13 protein-coding genes are annotated in these 14983 nt (G+C 70.7%); 10 read left to right on the forward strand and 3 right to left on the reverse strand.

What is annotated here, in order from left to right; translation table 11 throughout:
* Positions 1–2: 2 nt before the first annotated feature.
* A complete protein-coding gene (folE, locus tag WG212_RS09870) occupies positions 3–632 on the reverse strand; it encodes a GTP cyclohydrolase I FolE (RefSeq protein WP_337186920.1) in 630 nt (209 codons plus the stop codon).
* 169 nt (positions 633–801) lie between these two features.
* Between folE and cysS the strand changes: the two genes are divergently transcribed.
* The 9 genes from cysS to WG212_RS09915 all read left to right on the forward strand — a co-directional run bounded on the left by cysS (position 802) and on the right by WG212_RS09915 (position 11043).
* Complete coding sequence (cysS, locus tag WG212_RS09875) at positions 802–2229, forward strand: cysteine--tRNA ligase (RefSeq protein ID WP_337186921.1); 1428 nt, start codon at positions 802–804, stop codon at positions 2227–2229.
* Complete coding sequence (locus WG212_RS09880) at positions 2229–2795, forward strand: SRPBCC domain-containing protein (protein WP_337186922.1); 567 nt, start codon at positions 2229–2231, stop codon at positions 2793–2795. Before cysS ends, WG212_RS09880 begins: the two co-directional genes overlap by 1 nt.
* Positions 2796–2929: 134 nt before the next feature.
* The gene (locus WG212_RS09885) at positions 2930–5176 is read left to right on the forward strand and encodes an arylsulfatase (protein ID WP_337186923.1); all 2247 of its coding nucleotides are present in this window, start codon (positions 2930–2932) and stop codon (positions 5174–5176) included.
* Positions 5177–5455: 279 nt separating this feature from the next.
* Positions 5456–6688, forward strand: coding sequence for a cytochrome P450 (locus WG212_RS09890; protein ID WP_337186924.1), 1233 nt, complete (start codon positions 5456–5458; stop codon positions 6686–6688).
* A 238-nt stretch (positions 6689–6926) separates the two neighbouring features.
* Positions 6927–7373, forward strand: coding sequence for an iron-sulfur cluster assembly scaffold protein (locus tag WG212_RS09895; RefSeq protein WP_337186925.1), 447 nt, complete (start codon positions 6927–6929; stop codon positions 7371–7373).
* An 11-nt stretch (positions 7374–7384) separates the two neighbouring features.
* Positions 7385–7675 (forward strand): hypothetical protein, encoded by a 291-nt coding sequence (locus tag WG212_RS09900; RefSeq protein ID WP_337186926.1) that lies wholly within the window; start codon positions 7385–7387, stop codon positions 7673–7675.
* A gap of 208 nt (positions 7676–7883) precedes the next feature.
* Positions 7884–8168: a membrane protein insertion efficiency factor YidD gene (gene yidD, locus WG212_RS09905; protein ID WP_337186927.1), complete on the forward strand. Its 285-nt coding sequence runs from the start codon at positions 7884–7886 to the stop codon at positions 8166–8168.
* Entirely contained in the window at positions 8165–10105 is a 1941-nt protein-coding gene (gene thrS / locus WG212_RS09910) for a threonine--tRNA ligase (protein ID WP_337186928.1), read from the forward strand. Before yidD ends, thrS begins: the two co-directional genes overlap by 4 nt.
* On the forward strand, positions 10105–11043 hold the full coding sequence (locus WG212_RS09915) for a glycosyltransferase family 2 protein (protein WP_337186929.1): 939 nt from the start codon (positions 10105–10107) through the stop codon (positions 11041–11043). Before thrS ends, WG212_RS09915 begins: the two co-directional genes overlap by 1 nt.
* A 260-nt stretch (positions 11044–11303) precedes the next feature.
* On the opposite strand, the gene WG212_RS09920 is transcribed toward WG212_RS09915, so the two are convergent.
* Both WG212_RS09920 and WG212_RS09925 read right to left on the reverse strand, forming a co-directional pair.
* Positions 11304–12212 (reverse strand): hydroxymethylglutaryl-CoA lyase, encoded by a 909-nt coding sequence (locus WG212_RS09920; RefSeq protein ID WP_337186930.1) that lies wholly within the window; start codon positions 12210–12212, stop codon positions 11304–11306.
* Positions 12209–13981, reverse strand: a complete 1773-nt coding sequence (locus WG212_RS09925) for a glycosyltransferase family 39 protein (protein ID WP_337186931.1) — start codon at positions 13979–13981, stop codon at positions 12209–12211. Before WG212_RS09925 ends, WG212_RS09920 begins: the two co-directional genes overlap by 4 nt.
* A 241-nt stretch (positions 13982–14222) precedes the next feature.
* Here WG212_RS09925 and WG212_RS09930 point away from each other — a divergent pair, with 241 nt between their 5' ends.
* Positions 14223–14960 carry a glycosyltransferase family 2 protein gene (locus WG212_RS09930; RefSeq protein ID WP_337186932.1) on the forward strand — a complete coding sequence of 246 codons (738 nt, stop codon included), beginning with the start codon at positions 14223–14225 and terminating at the stop codon, positions 14958–14960.
* Positions 14961–14983 lie beyond the last annotated feature (23 nt).

The following is a 14983-nucleotide window of genomic DNA, read 5'->3' on the forward strand; positions in this document are numbered from 1 at the left end:
CGCTACCGGTTCACGAAGTCCAGGAAGCGCTGGCGCAGCGTCGGATCGGTCTTGAAGACGCCCGTGAACTGGGTGGTGATCGTACTGACATGGCGGTGGTGCACGCCGCGGGTGGTCATGCACTGGTGCGCCGCGTCGATCAGGACGGCGACGCCGGCGGGGCGCAGGCTGTCGGTGATGGCGTCGGCGATCTGCTGGGTCATGGTCTCCTGGGTCTGGAGCCGGCGGGCGAAGATCTCGACCACCTTGGCCAGCTTGGAGATGCCCACCACCCGGTTCGTCGGCATGTAGGCGACGTAGGCCTTGCCCAGGAACGGGGCCATGTGGTGCTCGCAGTGGCTCTCGACCTCGATGTCGCGGAGCATGACGATGTCGTCGTAGCCCTGGACGTCCTCGAAGGTGCGCGACAGCTCCTTGGACGGGTCGAGCTTGTAGCCCTCGAACCACTCGGCGTAGGCGTCGACCACGCGCTTGGGGGTGTCGATCACGCCCTCGCGGCGCGGGTCGTCGCCGGCCCAGGCGATCAGGGTGCGCACCGCTTCCATCGCTTCTTCGCGGGAGGGGCGCTTGACGGGCTCAAGGGTTCCGTCCTCGGACCCGATCAGGGTTCGGTCGCGGGCTGGTGCATCCATGGGAGAGCGTGTTCTTTCCAGGGCTGAGTTGCGCCGGGACGACGGTCCCGGAAATGACGCGTGGCCACCCCTTACGTCGGATCCGAGGCGCCGTGGCTTCCGATCCGGACGGCCTGTATATGGGGCCGACCCCCAAGGGGGCAACCGTTCCGCAGCGTTACCGTGAGCCATGACCCTCAACCTCTATGACACCATGACCCGCGCCAAGCGGGCCTTCGTCCCCAAGGATCCCGGCCGGGTGACGATGTATGTGTGCGGGCCGACGGTCTACAACTACGCTCACATCGGCAACTTCCGGCCGGTGGTGGTGTTCGACCTGCTGTTCCGGGTGCTGCGCGACCTCCATGGCGAGGACGCCGTGCTCTATGCGGCCAACGTCACGGACGTGGACGACAAGATCAACCGGAAGGCCGCGGAGGAAGGCGTGGGGATCGACGTCATCACCAACCGCTACCTCGACGCCTACAACGCCGACGCCGGGGCGCTGGGCGCCCTGCGGCCCACGTTCCAGCCGAGGGTCACCGAAACGATGGACGCCATCGTGAAGATGATCGGCGACCTGGTGGGCCAGGGCGCCGCCTACGCCGCCGAGGGCCATGTGCTGTTCGACACCCAGGCGTTCCCCGACTACGGGAAGCTGTCGGGCCGGCCGATGGACGAGATGATCGCCGGCGCCCGCGTCGACGTGGCGCCCTACAAGCGCCACCCGGCCGACTTCGTGCTGTGGAAGCCGTCCAAGCCCGGCGAGCCCCAGTGGACGAGCCCCTGGGGCGCCGGCCGTCCCGGCTGGCACATCGAGTGCACCGCCATGATCGAGGCGGCGCTGGGCCTGCCGATCGACATCCACGGCGGCGGCATCGACCTGGTGTTCCCCCACCATGAGAACGAGCTGGCCCAGGGCGTATGCTCGGGGCACGGCCACGAATACGCCGGCTGGTGGCTCCACAACGGCTTCCTCAACATGGCCGAGGAGAAGATGAGCAAGAGCGTGGGCAACGTGGCCCTGGCGCACGACCTCTTGAAGACCTGGCCGGGCGAGGTGCTGCGCTGGGCGCTTCTTTCGGGCCACTACCGCCAGCCGCTGGAATGGAACGACACGCTGCTGGAACAGGCCAAGAGCGCGCTGGACCGCCTCTACCGCGTGCTGGACGACGCCGGGCGGTTCCTGGCCGGAACGCCCGCGCCGGATGGGGCGCAGTCCCCGGAGGGAGCGTCCGAACACGCCGACGTGGCGCGCGCGCTGCACGACGACCTGAACACGCCGGCCGCCTTCGCCGCCCTGTTCGCCCTGGCCGACAAGGTGCGGGCGGCGATCATGGCGAGGGATGCGGCGCGCGTCGCCGGCGGCCGCGGGCTGCTGCTGGACGCGGGCCGGCTCATGGGCTTCCTGGACGCCGATCCGCAGGGCTGGTTCCAGAGCGGCGCCGACGACGGCCTGAAGACCCGGGTCGAGGGGCTGATCGCCGAGCGGCAGGCCGCGCGGGCCGCCAGGAACTGGCCCGAAGCCGACCGTATACGGGGCGAACTGGCGGCGCTGAACGTCGAGGTGATGGACGGCCCGGCCGGCGCGACCTGGCGGATCAAGGAGCAGGCCTGATGGCGCTCAGGAACGCCCCCGACCTCATGTCCGGCCCGCTGGGCCGGCGCGGATCGATGGGGCCGAAGACGATGTCCCTGAAGACCGAGGGCAAGCCGCCGCCGCCCAAGGGCCCGTCCGGCGTGCGCGTGGAGCATCGGATCGGCGTCCAGGCGCCGGCCGAGGTGATCTGGGAGGTGGTCCACGACCTCGACCGCTGGGCGGAATGGAACCCGACCTATCCCAGCGCCTCGGGCGTGATCCGCATCGGCGAGACGCTGGACCTGACCCTGGCGCTGCCGGACCAGCCGCACCAGCCGCTGAAGCCGCGGGTGCTCGAATGGGTCCCGAACGAGCAGCTCCACTGGCGCCTGACCATGATGGGCGGGCTGATCCGCACGACGCGCTACATCGAGATCCAGGCGCTGCACGAAGCGGGCTGCATCGTGGACAACGGCGAGATCTTCGGCGGGCTCATGGGTCCCTCCCTCGGCCGGCGGGTGCGGGGGCTGGTGCGCCGGGGCTTCATGGCCATGAACGAGGCGCTGAAGGACCGCGCCGAGACGATCTGGCGCGCGCGGGGGTAGGACGGTCGCCCCCATCCTGGGCTCGTCATCCCCACGCTCGTCCGGGGATGACGTGGGATGGCCCCGCCCGCTTGGCCTTCGCGCCCCTCTCGGCCAAGGTGCGCCCTCACGAACGATGACAGGGGGAGGCGTCGATGGCGGCGAAGATCGGGCGGACGGTGGCGGAGTCGACGCCCTGGTGGCCCGAGCCCCCCAAGCCGCCCCAAGGGCCGACGGGGCGCGCGCCCAACGTCCTGGTGGTGCTGTTCGACGATGTGGGTTTCTCGGACTTCGGCTGCTTCGGCTCGGCCATCCGCACGCCGGTGATCGACCGGCTGGCCGGCCAGGGCGTGCGGATGGCGGGCTTCCACACCACGGCCATGTGCTCGACGACTCGCGCGGCCCTGCTGACCGGCCGGAACCACCATTCGGTGGGCGTCGGCTGCCTCGCCAACTTCGACAGCGGCTACCCCGGCTATCGCGGCAAGATCGCCAAGGAGGCCGGGACGCTGCCCGAGATGCTGCGGCCCCACGGCTACCGGAACTACATGCTGGGCAAGTGGCATGTGACGAACCTGACCGAGACCGGGCCGTCGGGGCCGTTCGACGGCTGGCCGCTGGGCCGTGGGTTCGACCGCTTCTACGGCTTCATGGACGCCGAGACCGACCAGTACGCGCCCGAGCTGGTGCGCGACAACACGCCGATCGCGCCGCCCGGGACCTACGAGACCGGCTACCACCTGACCGAGGACCTGGTGGACCAGTCGATCCGCTACCTGGCCGATCACATGGCCGATTCGCCCGACACGCCGTGGCTGCTGTGGCTCGCGCCCGGCGCCTGCCACGCGCCGCACCAGGCCCCCGGCGACCTGATCCGGAGCTACGACGAGGTGTTCGCCCACGGCTGGGACGTGGAGCGCGAACAGCGGCTGGAACGCCAGAAGGCCATGGGGATCGTCCCGGCGGACACGACGCTGCCGCCGCGCAACGACGGCGTGAAGGCCTGGGACGAGCACACCGAGGACGAGCGGCGGGTGTTCACCCGCCTCCAGAGCGCGTTCGCGGCCATGCTGGACCACACCGACCGGCACCTGGGCCGGCTGGTGGACTTCCTGGAGCGCGCGGGCGTGCGCGACGACACGCTGATCCTGGTGATGAGCGACAACGGCGCCAGCCAGGAGGGCGGCCCGATGGGCTTCGTCAACGCGATGGGGCCGTTCAACTTCCGCGGCGAGCCGATGGAGGAGAAGATCGCGCGGATCGACGACATCGGCGGCCCGGACACCCACTCGAACTTCCCCTGGGGCTGGGCGATGGCGTCGAACACGCCCCTGCGCCGCTACAAGCAGAACACCCACGGCGGCGGCATCCGCGACCCGCTGGTGGTGTCGTGGCCCAACGGGCTTCGGGCCCGGGGGGAGGTGCGTCGCCGTTTCGCCCACGCCTGCGACGTAGTCCCCACCCTGCTGGAGCTGATCGGGATCGAGCCGCCCGCCGAGGTGGCGGGGGTGAAACAGGCGCCGCTGGAGGGCGAGAGCTTCGCCGCGGTGCTGAAGGCCCCCGATGCGCCGGCGCGGGCGAAGGCGCAGTACTTCGAGATGTTCGGCCATCGCGGCCTCTGGAAGGACGGCTGGAAGGCCGTGGCGTTCCATCCGCCGGGAACGCCCTTCGAGGCCGACCGGTGGGAGCTGTTCCACCTGGACCGGGACGTGGCCGAGACCGACGACTTCGCCGGGCGCGAGCCCGGGAAGCTGCAGGCCATGATCGACGAATGGTGGGCCATCGCTGAGACCCACAAGGTGCTGCCGCTGGACGACCGGTTCGGGCCGCGGTTCGCCGAGAACTCGGCCCGGTTCCACGGCGCGCGGCGACGGTTCGTGTTCCACAAGGGCATGGGCCATATCCCGACCGACGTGGCGCCGGACGTGCGGGCGCGCACCTATCGCATCGAGGCCGAGGTGGTTCTGAGCGGCGGCGACCAGGGCGTGCTGCTGGCCCACGGCGACGCCACCAGCGGCTACAGCCTCTACCTCAAGGACGGGCGGCTGCATCACACCCTGAACATCGGCGGCCAGAAGGCGACGGTGAGCTCGGACCGGCCCGTGCCGGCGACGGCGCGGCGGTTGGGCGTGGTCTCGCGGCAGACCGGGGAAGGCCTGAACCGAACCTTCACCCTGATCATCGACGGCGAGCCGGCGGGGCAGGGCCTGGCGACGAACGGCTTCGTCACCCTGATCTCGTGGTCGGGCCTGGATATCGGCCTGGACCGCGGCAGCCCGGTAGCCGGCTACGACGCGCCGTTCGCCTTCACCGGCGAGCTGAAGCGGGTCACCGTGACCATGGACGACGACCAGGCGCTGGACGGCGAGGCGGTGGGCGAGGCCGAGATGGCGCGGCAGTAGAGCCAGCCCTGCACGCGCCGCAGGCGTTGTCATTCGGAACCACGAAAAACACGAAAGGACACGAAAAAGGGGCTTCCGGCGGGCCGAGGCGCTGGGAGAACTCCGTCGCTTTCGTGTCCTTTCGTGTTTTTCGTGGTCCGATCCTGCTGGCGCTGGCGCGCCCTCGGATGATGGGAACGTGACTCCGTCTCGCCCGAACGTCTCTTGCCGCGCCGGGTGTTCGGACGGAAACTGACGCCGGCGTCACCTTCCGGCTGGCGCCGCGCGAGGAGACCGGCCATGACCGAACGCCCCCTGCCGTCGATCTTCGAGCTGACGCCGCTGAACGAGACCTACCGGGTCGACCCGCACACGATGCTGGACGACCTGCGCGCCCGCTGTCCGGCGCATCGCGACCCGGTGTCGGGCAGCCTAGTGCTGACCCGATACGCCGACGTGCGGGCGGTGGTGAACGACCGCGGCCTCTGGCGCGACCCGATCCGCGCCGAGGAAGGCGCGGTGATGCAGCGGCGGTTCGTAACCGAGCTGGACACCTCCCTGCCCCGCACCAGCACCACCAGCATCCTGATGCTGGACGATCCGGACCACGGCCGCGTACGCCAGCCCCTGGCCCAGGCGCTGTATGCCCGGGTGGCCCGGTTCAAGCCCGAGGTCGAGCGGATCATCGCCGGAGCGCTGGACGCGGTGGCCGGTGAAGACGAGTTCGACCTGATGGCGCGGTTCTGCGTGCCGATCCCGATCGACGTGATCGCCTCGATCCTGGGCGTGGACCACGATCGGCTGGCGGACTTCCGCGAATGGTCGGAAGGCGTGATCCAGGGGTTGAACCCGTTCCGCACGCCCGAGCAGACCACGGCCATGATGGCGGCCAGCGAGGCGTTGAACGCCTATTTCACCCAGGCCATGAGCGAGCGGCGGGGCGCGCCCCGCGACGACCTGATCAGCGACATGGTGGAGCTCCAGGCCGGCGGCGCCGACCTGTCGGACGACGAGCTGCGCATCAACCTCCAGGCGTTGCTGGTGGGCGGCAACCTGACCACCACGGACCTGATCGGGAACGCCGTGCGCCTGCTGATCCAGAATCCCGGCGAGCTGGCCAAGCTCAAGGCCGATCCCGGAATCATCAATTCGGTGGTCGAGGAGGTGCTGCGCTACGACCCGCCGGTGGACATCACCGGCCGGATCGCCTCGGGCGACATGGAGGCGGGCGGCTGCCCGCTCCACGCGGGCCAGGCGATGACGGTGGTGCTGCGCGCGGCCAATCGCGACCCCGACGTCTTCGAGGACCCGCACCGCTTCGACGTGAGCCGCAAGCACAGGCCGCACGTAGCCTTCGGCGGGGGCGCGCACATCTGCATCGGCGCGCCCCTGGCCCGGCTGGAGGCCCAGGTGGCGCTGGTGAGGCTGTTCGAGCGGTTCCCCGACCTGAAGCTGGCCGAGCCGAACGCCACCCCGGAGTGGCGCAAGCTGCCGTTCTTCCGCGGGATGGAGCGGATGATGGTGAGGCCCTGAGGCGCGTCGGCGCCGATCTGATCAACCACGAAAAGCACGAAAGGACACGAAAGGCGTCGTGCGGCCGCCCGCCTTGCGGGCAATCCGGCGAGATCAGGATTCCAGACGCCGCTTCGCGGCCGGGCTGGCCACCTTTCGTGTCCTTTCGTGCTTTTCGTGGTTCCCCGATCCCTCGGAGAGGTCGTCCGCCCGAGGCTTGTCCATTTGACAACCCCGCCGCCGATGACGACCTAGGGGCATGATCGACGATCTCTATTCGGCGAAGGTGCTACGGCTGGCCGCCGAGCTGCCGAGGGCCGGACGGCTGGCCGCGCCGGACGCCACCTCGGAGAAAGTCTCGAAGCTGTGTGGCAGCCGGGTGGTGGTGGACGTGACGGTCGACGGCGACCGGGTGGCCGACTTCGCCCAGGACGTGAAGGCCTGCGCCCTCGGCCAGGCGGCGGCGTCGGTGCTGGGCGCGAACGTGATCGGCGCGAGCCTCGCGGAACTGGAAGCCGCGCGGGACGCTTTCCGGGCGATGCTGAAGTCCGGCGGGACGGCTCCCGAAGGCCGGTTCGGCGACCTGGCCCTGCTGGAGCCGGTGAAGGACTATCCAGCCCGCCACACCTCGACCCTGCTCGCCTTCGAGGCGGCGGCCGAGGCGGCGGCCAACGCCATGGCCCGCAAGGGCCTCCAGAGGACCTGAGGGAGGACCTGATGCCGGACTTCATCTTCCTGCACCACGACGACGCCTCGGGCGACGGCGGCCTGGACTGGGACCCCTACCTTTCGCGGTTGCGCGAAGCCGGGGTGTTCCAGGGCGGCAGCTCGATCGGCAGGGGCGAATGCGTGCGGAAGATGGGCCGCGCCCCCGAACCCATCGCGCACATCTCGGGTTTCATCCGGGTGACGGCCCGGGATCTGGCCGAGGCCCGGGCCCTGCTCACGGGCAACCCGGTTTTCGAGGCCGGCGGCACGGTGGAGATCCGCGAACTGCCGATGGGGTGAGGCCGGGCGGACGACGCGGAGGTTTCGCCCGTCGCCGCCCTGTGATACCTGACGCGCATGGTTCGCCTGACGGACATTTCCGACCGTTTCCGCCGGACGCGCGCGTCCGCGTCGGCGGCGCGTGCGCGAACTACGACCGCCGGCGCGGCTTGAACCTCTCGGAGTCCGGCCTTAAGGCACGGGCTCGACCCACCAACCGCTGGCCGGCATGAGCTTCTACGAGAGGTGCGTCAGGGGCGTCTTGCGCGCCTACAAGCTGACGCTTTCGCCGCTGATCGGGCCGTCGTGCCGGTTCTCTCCGACCTGCTCGGAGTACGCCGCCCAGGCCCTGATCGGACATGGTCCCGTCCGTGGCTCCTGGCTGACGGTGCGGCGGCTGTGTCGATGCCATCCCTGGGGCGGCGCGGGCTGGGACCCGCCGCCGCCGCCACGTGGGACAACGCCGCGCGACAAGGCCGGAGAGGCCTCGCGCAACTGGACGTGTGAAACATGATCGACCTGATTTTTCCCGACGGCTCCAAACGCGCGTACGAGCCCGGGACGACGGGCAAGCAGGTGGCGGCCTCGATCGCCCCCTCGCTGGCCAAGCGCGCCGTGCTGATCAAGCTGGACGGTGAATTGCTGGACGTGGACCGGCCGCTGGAGAAGGGCGGGCGGTTCGAGATCCTCGACCGCAACGCCCCCGACGCCCTGGAGACGATCCGCCACGACGTGAGCCACATCCTGGCCGAGGCGGTGCAGGAACTGTTCCCCGGCACCCAGGTCACGATCGGCCCGGCCATCGAGGACGGCTTCTACTACGACTTCGCCCGCGAGGAGCCGTTCAGCCTGGACGACCTGGCGAAGATCGAAGACCGCATGAAACAGATCGTCGACCGCGACGAACCGATCGTGCGCGAGGTCTGGGACCGCGACGAGGCCATCGCCCACTTCCGCGGGATCGGCGAGGAGTACAAGGCGCAGATCATCGAAGGCATCCCGGCCGGCGAGCCGGTCAGCGTCTATCGCCAAGGGGACTGGAAGGACCTGTGCCGCGGCCCGCATCTGCCCTCCACGAAGGCGGCGGGCAAGGCCTTCAAGCTGACGAAGCTGGCCGGCGCCTACTGGCGCGGCGACCACCGCAACCCGATGCTCCAGCGCATCTACGGCACGGCCTGGGCCTCGGAAGCCGATCTCGAGGCCTACATCCTGCGCCTGGAGGAGGCCGAGAAGCGCGACCACCGCAAGATCGGCCGGGCCATGGACCTCTTCCACATGCAGGAAGAGGCCAAGGGGATGATCTTCTGGCACCCCAAGGGCTGGACGCTCTACCGCTCGGTCGAAGACTACATGCGCCGCCGGCTGGACGACGACGGCTATGTGGAGGTGAAGGCGCCTCAGATCATGGACCGGGCGCTCTGGGAGAAGTCCGGGCACTGGCAGAAGTTCGGGAAGAACATGTTCACGTGCGAGACGGAGGAGGGCGAGGCCCTGGCCGTCAAGCCGATGAACTGCCCCGGCCATGTGCAGATCTTCAACCACGGCCAGAAAAGCTATCGCGACCTGCCGCTGCGCATGGCCGAGTTCGGCGCCTGCCACCGGTATGAGCCGTCAGGCGCCCTGCACGGCATCTTCCGGGTGCGGGCCTTCACGCAGGACGACGCCCACATCTTCTGCCGCGAAGACCAGATCGAGGAAGAGTCGACGAAGTTCATCCGCCTGCTGGAGAGCGTCTACCGCGACTGCGGGCTGGAGCTGCATGCGGTGAAGCTGGCGCTCCGTCCGGATGAGCGCTTCGGCACGGACGAGATTTGGGACGTGGCCGAGGGCAAGCTGGAGCGGGCTGCGCTCAACGCGGGGATCGAACAGGTCGAAATGCTGCCGGGCGAGGGCGCCTTCTACGGTCCCAAGCTGGAGTTCCACCTGAAGGACGCCATCGGCCGTACGTGGCAGTGCGGAACGCTGCAGCTCGACTATGTCCTGCCCGAGCGTCTCGACGCCGAGTATGTGGCCGAGGACGGCTCGAAGCAGCGGCCCGTGATGCTGCACCGGGCGATCTGCGGCTCGATGGAGCGGTTCATCGGCGTGATGATCGAGAACTACGCCGGCGCCTTCCCGCTCTGGCTGGCCCCGGCACAGGTGGTGGTGGCGACGATCACCTCCGACGCCGACGACTTCGCGCTGAAGGCGGCCGCGCAACTGCGCGCCGCGGGCCTGCGGGTGGAGACCGACCTGCGCAACGAGAAGATCAACTACAAGATCCGCGAGCACAGCCTGGCCAAGACGCCCGTGATCGCCGTGGTTGGCCGCCGTGAGGCCGAGGAGGGCAAGGTGGCCCTGCGGCGCCTCGGATCCGACGGCCAGCAGATCCTGACCCTGGACGAGGCGGCGAACGCGCTTGCCACCGAGGCCCAACCGCCGGACATTCGCCGGCGGGGGTCGGAGGCCTGATGAACCGTATCGCCGCGCCCATCGTCGCCGTGGACGCGGCGCCGGGCCGGGACGTCCACCGGGACGTCCTGAGGGCCCGCCGCGGCGTCTCGGTGGTGATGGTGGTCTACATGACCGGCGAGGCTCTGGGCCGGAGCCTGCCCTGCGTCCTGGCCGATCCGCTGGTGGACGAACTGGTGATCGTGGACAACGGCTCCACGCCCGCCCAGGCCGAGCGGCTGCGGGCGCTTTCCGGGCAGGACGCGCGCGTCACGCTGGTGAGCGGCCAGGGCAACGTGGGCTTCGCGCGGGGGGCGAACCTGGGGGCGCGGAGGGCCGGGGGCGACCACCTGGTGTTCCTGAATCCCGACGCCTTCCTCCAGCCGGGATGCGTGGCGGCCCTGGTGCGGGAGATCGCCGGCCAGCCCGTCCCCAGCCTGGTCGGCGGCCGCATCCTCAACCCCGACCGCACCGAACAGCGCGGCGCGCGGCGGGGCGACATCACCGCGGTCAGCGCCCTGCTCTCGATGAGCGGCCTGGCGAAGGCCCCGGCGCTCAGGCGTTTCGAGGTCCACTGGGAGGGCGAGGCTCTGCCCGAGACGGCGGTGGAGACGCCCACCATCTCGGGCGCCTGCTTCTGCATGCGGCGCGAGGACTTCAATTTTCTCCGAGGGTTCGACGAGGGCTACTTCCTGCACGTCGAGGACGTGGACCTGTGCTGGCGCGTGCGCGCCGCGGGCGGCCGGGTGCTGTTCCATCCCAGGGCCGAGGTGATCCATATCGGCGGGACCAGCCAGACCAGCCCGCTGAAGGTCGAGTTCCACAAGGGCGTGGGCCTGGCCCGCTACTTCCGCAAGCGCGCCGGGGGGCCGGGCCAGCGGCTGGGCGCCTGGCTCGCGGGCCCGCTGGTGGTCGCCGCGGCCGTGGCCCGGCCGCTGGTGCGGCGGCTGCTGGGTTAGCGGACCCGCGCCCCTTCGCCCGCGGACACGCGTCCGCGCCACTGAAATGGGCCACGAGGTGGCGGTCGCCGGCATCCGGTCCTGCGAAGCCGCGAAGCGGCGCCAAGGTCCACGGATTCACACGGAGACACACGGATGATGGCCGCCGCGCCATCCGTGTGTCTCCGTGTGAATCCGTGGACAAAAAGATGCTGGGGTTTCTGCATGCGCGGAGGCTCGGGTCTGCGGCGCGCGGAAGGCCGAAGATCGTATTTCCGCGCTCAGGCCGGTTGGGGCTGCGGAAACCCCCCGGCCCGGGCCACCGACGAGGCCACGCGCTTGCCCAGGAGGTCGGACGCCCAGTTCCCGATCTCGATGAGCTTTCCGAGGTCGTAGCCGGTCTCGAAGCCGGCGCGCTCCAGCATGTAGACGAGATCCTCGGTGCCGATGTTCCCGGTGGCGTTGGGGGCGAAAGGACAGCCGCCCAGGCCGCCCACGGAGGCGTCGAGGATGTCGATGCCCGCCTCGACGCCGGCGAAGGCGTTGGCCAGGCCGGTGTTGCGGGTGTCGTGGAAGTGGAGGCGCAGGGGGATGTGGCCGGCGGCCTTGCGCGCCGCTTCCACGCGCCGGCGGACCATCCAGGGGTCGGCGACGCCGATGGTGTCGGCGAGCGCGATCTCGGCCACCCGCAGGTCGGCGGCGGCGCGGACGATGTCGACCACCCGCGCCTCGGGCACCTCGCCCTCGAACGGGCAGCCGAAGGCGACCGACACGGTCACGGTTATCGGCGGCTCCTCCTTGCGGCGCACGGCCACGATGTCGGCCATCGCCTTCACCTGGTCGTCCACCGAGGCGCCCTGGTTGCGGATGCCGAAGCCGTCGCTGGCGCAGACCACGACGTTGGCCTCGTCGCACTTCGCCGCCACGCAGCGCTCCCAGCCGCGCAGGTTCAGCACCAGGCCGATGCGCGAACGCCCCGGCGTGTGCGGCAGGGCGGCCATGATCTCCTCGGCGCCGGCCATCTGGGGCACGCGCCTGGGATTGACGAACGACACCACCTCCATGCGCCGCGCGCCCGCGTCCTCGAGGCGGCGGATCATCTCCAGCTTCTGGTCGATGTCGAACAGGGTCTTCTCGTTCTGAAGGCCGTCTCTGGGCCCGACTTCGACGATCTCGATACGCCGGCTCATGGCCGCACCTCTTCCAGAACCTCGGGCGCCACATAGACCCGGAGGTCCACGTCGTCGCCCTTGGAGTAGTTGATCCCCCGGATGCGGGCGACCTCTACGGCCCGGACGCCGCGTGAGGCCAGGGCCTTGCGGAAGGCCTCGGCCTCGCGGCGCTCGACGATGGCCGGGCGTTCGCCGGCGATGGCGCGCGCGGCGTCCTCGGGACCGCCCAGGCCGGTGTCGGTGCCCAGGGCGAAGACCAGGCTGGGCTCGGCGTAGCCGGCCACCTCGACGGGCGCCTCGGCGATCCCCTGGCGGGGCAGCAGGCGCGCGCTGTCCAGGGCGGTCTCCAGGCGGGTCGAGACCCACAGCGGCTCCAGCCGTGGCGCGACGGCCGCCGCCAGGAGGCCGTGCCCCAGCGCGCCCAGGACCAGGGCGGCGGCCAGGGCCGAGACCGGCGCGCGCGCCACCAGCAGCCATCCGCCCACAACGCCTGCGGCGGCCAGGGCGGCGGCCGTCGCCGCGCCGGCCCAGAGGACCATCGGGGCGTCGGACGGGCCGCCGTAGAGCGAGAGCAGGTAGAAGACCCCGGCCGCCAGGGCGAAGCCGACCACGCCCGCAAGGACGGCCCCCAGCCAGCGAGCCGCGAGGCCGACCGTCTCCGCACCTCCGGCGGGAGCCACGATCGCCCGCGCCGCCAGCCAGGCCAGAGGCGCATAGGCCGGCAAGGTGTAGTGCGGCAGCTTGGTGGGCAGGATCTCGAACACCAGCCAGGTGGGGACGAGCCAGGCGACCGCGAACCGCACGCCGGGCTCGGCGCGATGACGCCACGCCGCCACGGCCGCCGCCGGCAGCAGGAGGGTGATCGGAAACGCCAGGATCGGCGCCAGCAGGGTATGGTAGCCGAACGGCCCCCCGTGGGTCTCGTGGCCTCCCGCCAGCTTGGGCGCCAGGTCCGCGCCCACGGCTTCGGTCCAGAATCCGCCGTCGGTGGCCACGGTGACCGCGCCGGCCCAAGGTCCCACGATGGCCAGGAGGACGATGAGGCCCCACCACCACTGCAACCCGGCCATCCAGCCGGCGCGCCGGTCCCAGGCGGCCAGGAACAGCATCGCCAGGCCGGCGACCATCGGGGTGATCGGTCCCTTCACCAGAATCCCCACCGCCACCGCGACCCAGAACGCCCATACCGTCAGCGGCGAGGTGGGGGGGCCGCCGTTCCGCGCCGCGTAGAGGCGCGCCAGCGCCGCGAGCGCCAGCGTGGTCATGCCCGCCAGCACGGCGTCCGTCTTGGCGATGAAGGCCTCGGTCGAGAGCAGGAACGTCGCGCCCAGCATCGCGCCGGCCAGAACGCCGGCCCGCGCGCCGAACAGGGCCCCGGCGCCCCAGGCGCAGGCGGCGGCGGCCAGCATCGCCCCGGCCAGGGAGGGGATGCGATAGGCCCAGATCTCGCGCGCTTCGGGGCGTGAGAGGGTGTGGACGCTGACCGCCTGCATCCAGTGGATGCCGACGGGCTTCTTGAAGCGCGGATCGTCCTGGAAGCGGATGACCACGAAGTCGTCGCGCTCCAGCATCTGGGCCGTGGCCTGGGCGAAACGCGATTCGTCGCGATCCAGGGGCGGCATGGCGACGAGGCCCGGCAGGCCGGCGAGGAAGGCGATCAGTGCGGCGAACGCCGGCCCTCGCCAGCCCCCGCTCCATCGTTCCAGCGTGCGCTCCAGACTCATGGCGCCCTGATAGCACGATCCGTCGACCCGCCGCGGCGCCCGCCGTGGTTCGGCTTTGACCATGAAAAGCACGAAAGCCGCTTCGGCCTGAAACGCCGCGAAGCGGCGCCTCTCGAATTTCAAGGAACCACGAAAAACGCGGAAGGGCGCGGAACCGCAGCTTCGCCGTCCGCGTCCTTCCGCGGTCCATGATGGCGCCTCCGCTTGCGCGGAGGCCGGGTGTGGCCGGCCCTTTCGTGTCCTTTCGTGCTTTTCGGAGTTCCAACCGGCCTGCCTTTCGCCCGAAAGCGCTCTATGACGGCGCATGGACGATGCGCCCGAGACGACTCCCGACATCTCGGTGGTGGTTCCCGTCTTCGACGAGGAGGGCGCCGCGCCGTCGCTGGCGCGCGAGATCGCCGCCGCCTTCGCGGGCCGGTCTTTCGAGATCGTCTTCGTGGACGACGCCAGCCGCGACGGCACGCGGGCGGCGCTGAAGGGTCTTGCGGCGGAGATCCCGCAGCTTCGGGTGGTGGCCCACCGGCGCAACGCCGGCCAGAGCCGCGCCCTGCGCACGGGGGTCCTTGCGGCCCGCGCGCCGTTGGTGGTCACCCTGGACGGGGACGGCCAGAACGACCCGGCCGACGCGCCGGCGCTGGTCGAGGCCCTGCTGGCCGGGCCGCCGGGCCTGGCGCTGGTAGGCGGCGAACGGGTGAAGCGCCAGGACAGCGCCGCCAAGAAGTGGGCCTCGAAGGTGGGCAACGGGGTGCGCCGCCGTCTGCTGAACGACACCGCCAACGATACCGGCTGCGGCCTCAAGGCGATGCGGCGCGAGGCGTTCCTGCGGCTTCCCTATTTCGACCACATCCACCGCTACCTGCCGGCGCTGATGCTGCGCGAGGGCTATGAGGTGGCCTTCCGGCCGGTGAACCACCGCCACCGCCGCACGGGGCGCTCGAAATACACCAACCTGGGGCGGCTTTGGGCCTCGGTCTCCGACCTCGCGGGCGTGATGTGGCTCAAGTCCCGCGCGCGGGACCCGGGGGGCGCGGACGAAGTCTGAACGGCAGGGCCAGGGCGCGGCCG

It is taken from the genome of Phenylobacterium sp., assembly GCF_037189685.1.
In the GTDB taxonomy this organism is placed as follows: Bacteria; Pseudomonadota; Alphaproteobacteria; order Caulobacterales; family Caulobacteraceae; genus Phenylobacterium.

Excerpts from the sequence above, each read along its gene's own strand:
- WG212_RS09930 (WP_337186932.1), top strand. The coding sequence starts at position 14,223 with ATGGACGATGCGCCCGAGACGACTCCCGACATCTCGGTGGTGGTTCCC.
- cysS (WP_337186921.1), top strand. The coding sequence starts at position 802 with ATGACCCTCAACCTCTATGACACCATGACCCGCGCCAAGCGGGCCTTC.
- WG212_RS09895 (WP_337186925.1), top strand. The coding sequence starts at position 6,927 with ATGATCGACGATCTCTATTCGGCGAAGGTGCTACGGCTGGCCGCCGAG.
- WG212_RS09885 (WP_337186923.1), top strand. The coding sequence starts at position 2,930 with ATGGCGGCGAAGATCGGGCGGACGGTGGCGGAGTCGACGCCCTGGTGG.
- WG212_RS09890 (WP_337186924.1), top strand. The coding sequence starts at position 5,456 with ATGACCGAACGCCCCCTGCCGTCGATCTTCGAGCTGACGCCGCTGAAC.
- WG212_RS09915 (WP_337186929.1), top strand. The coding sequence starts at position 10,105 with ATGAACCGTATCGCCGCGCCCATCGTCGCCGTGGACGCGGCGCCGGGC.
- folE (WP_337186920.1), bottom strand. The coding sequence starts at position 632 with ATGGATGCACCAGCCCGCGACCGAACCCTGATCGGGTCCGAGGACGGA.
- yidD (WP_337186927.1), top strand. The coding sequence starts at position 7,884 with ATGAGCTTCTACGAGAGGTGCGTCAGGGGCGTCTTGCGCGCCTACAAG.
- WG212_RS09900 (WP_337186926.1), top strand. The coding sequence starts at position 7,385 with ATGCCGGACTTCATCTTCCTGCACCACGACGACGCCTCGGGCGACGGC.
- WG212_RS09880 (WP_337186922.1), top strand. The coding sequence starts at position 2,229 with ATGGCGCTCAGGAACGCCCCCGACCTCATGTCCGGCCCGCTGGGCCGG.
- WG212_RS09920 (WP_337186930.1), bottom strand. The coding sequence starts at position 12,212 with ATGAGCCGGCGTATCGAGATCGTCGAAGTCGGGCCCAGAGACGGCCTT.
- thrS (WP_337186928.1), top strand. The coding sequence starts at position 8,165 with ATGATCGACCTGATTTTTCCCGACGGCTCCAAACGCGCGTACGAGCCC.
- WG212_RS09925 (WP_337186931.1), bottom strand. The coding sequence starts at position 13,981 with ATGGTCAAAGCCGAACCACGGCGGGCGCCGCGGCGGGTCGACGGATCG.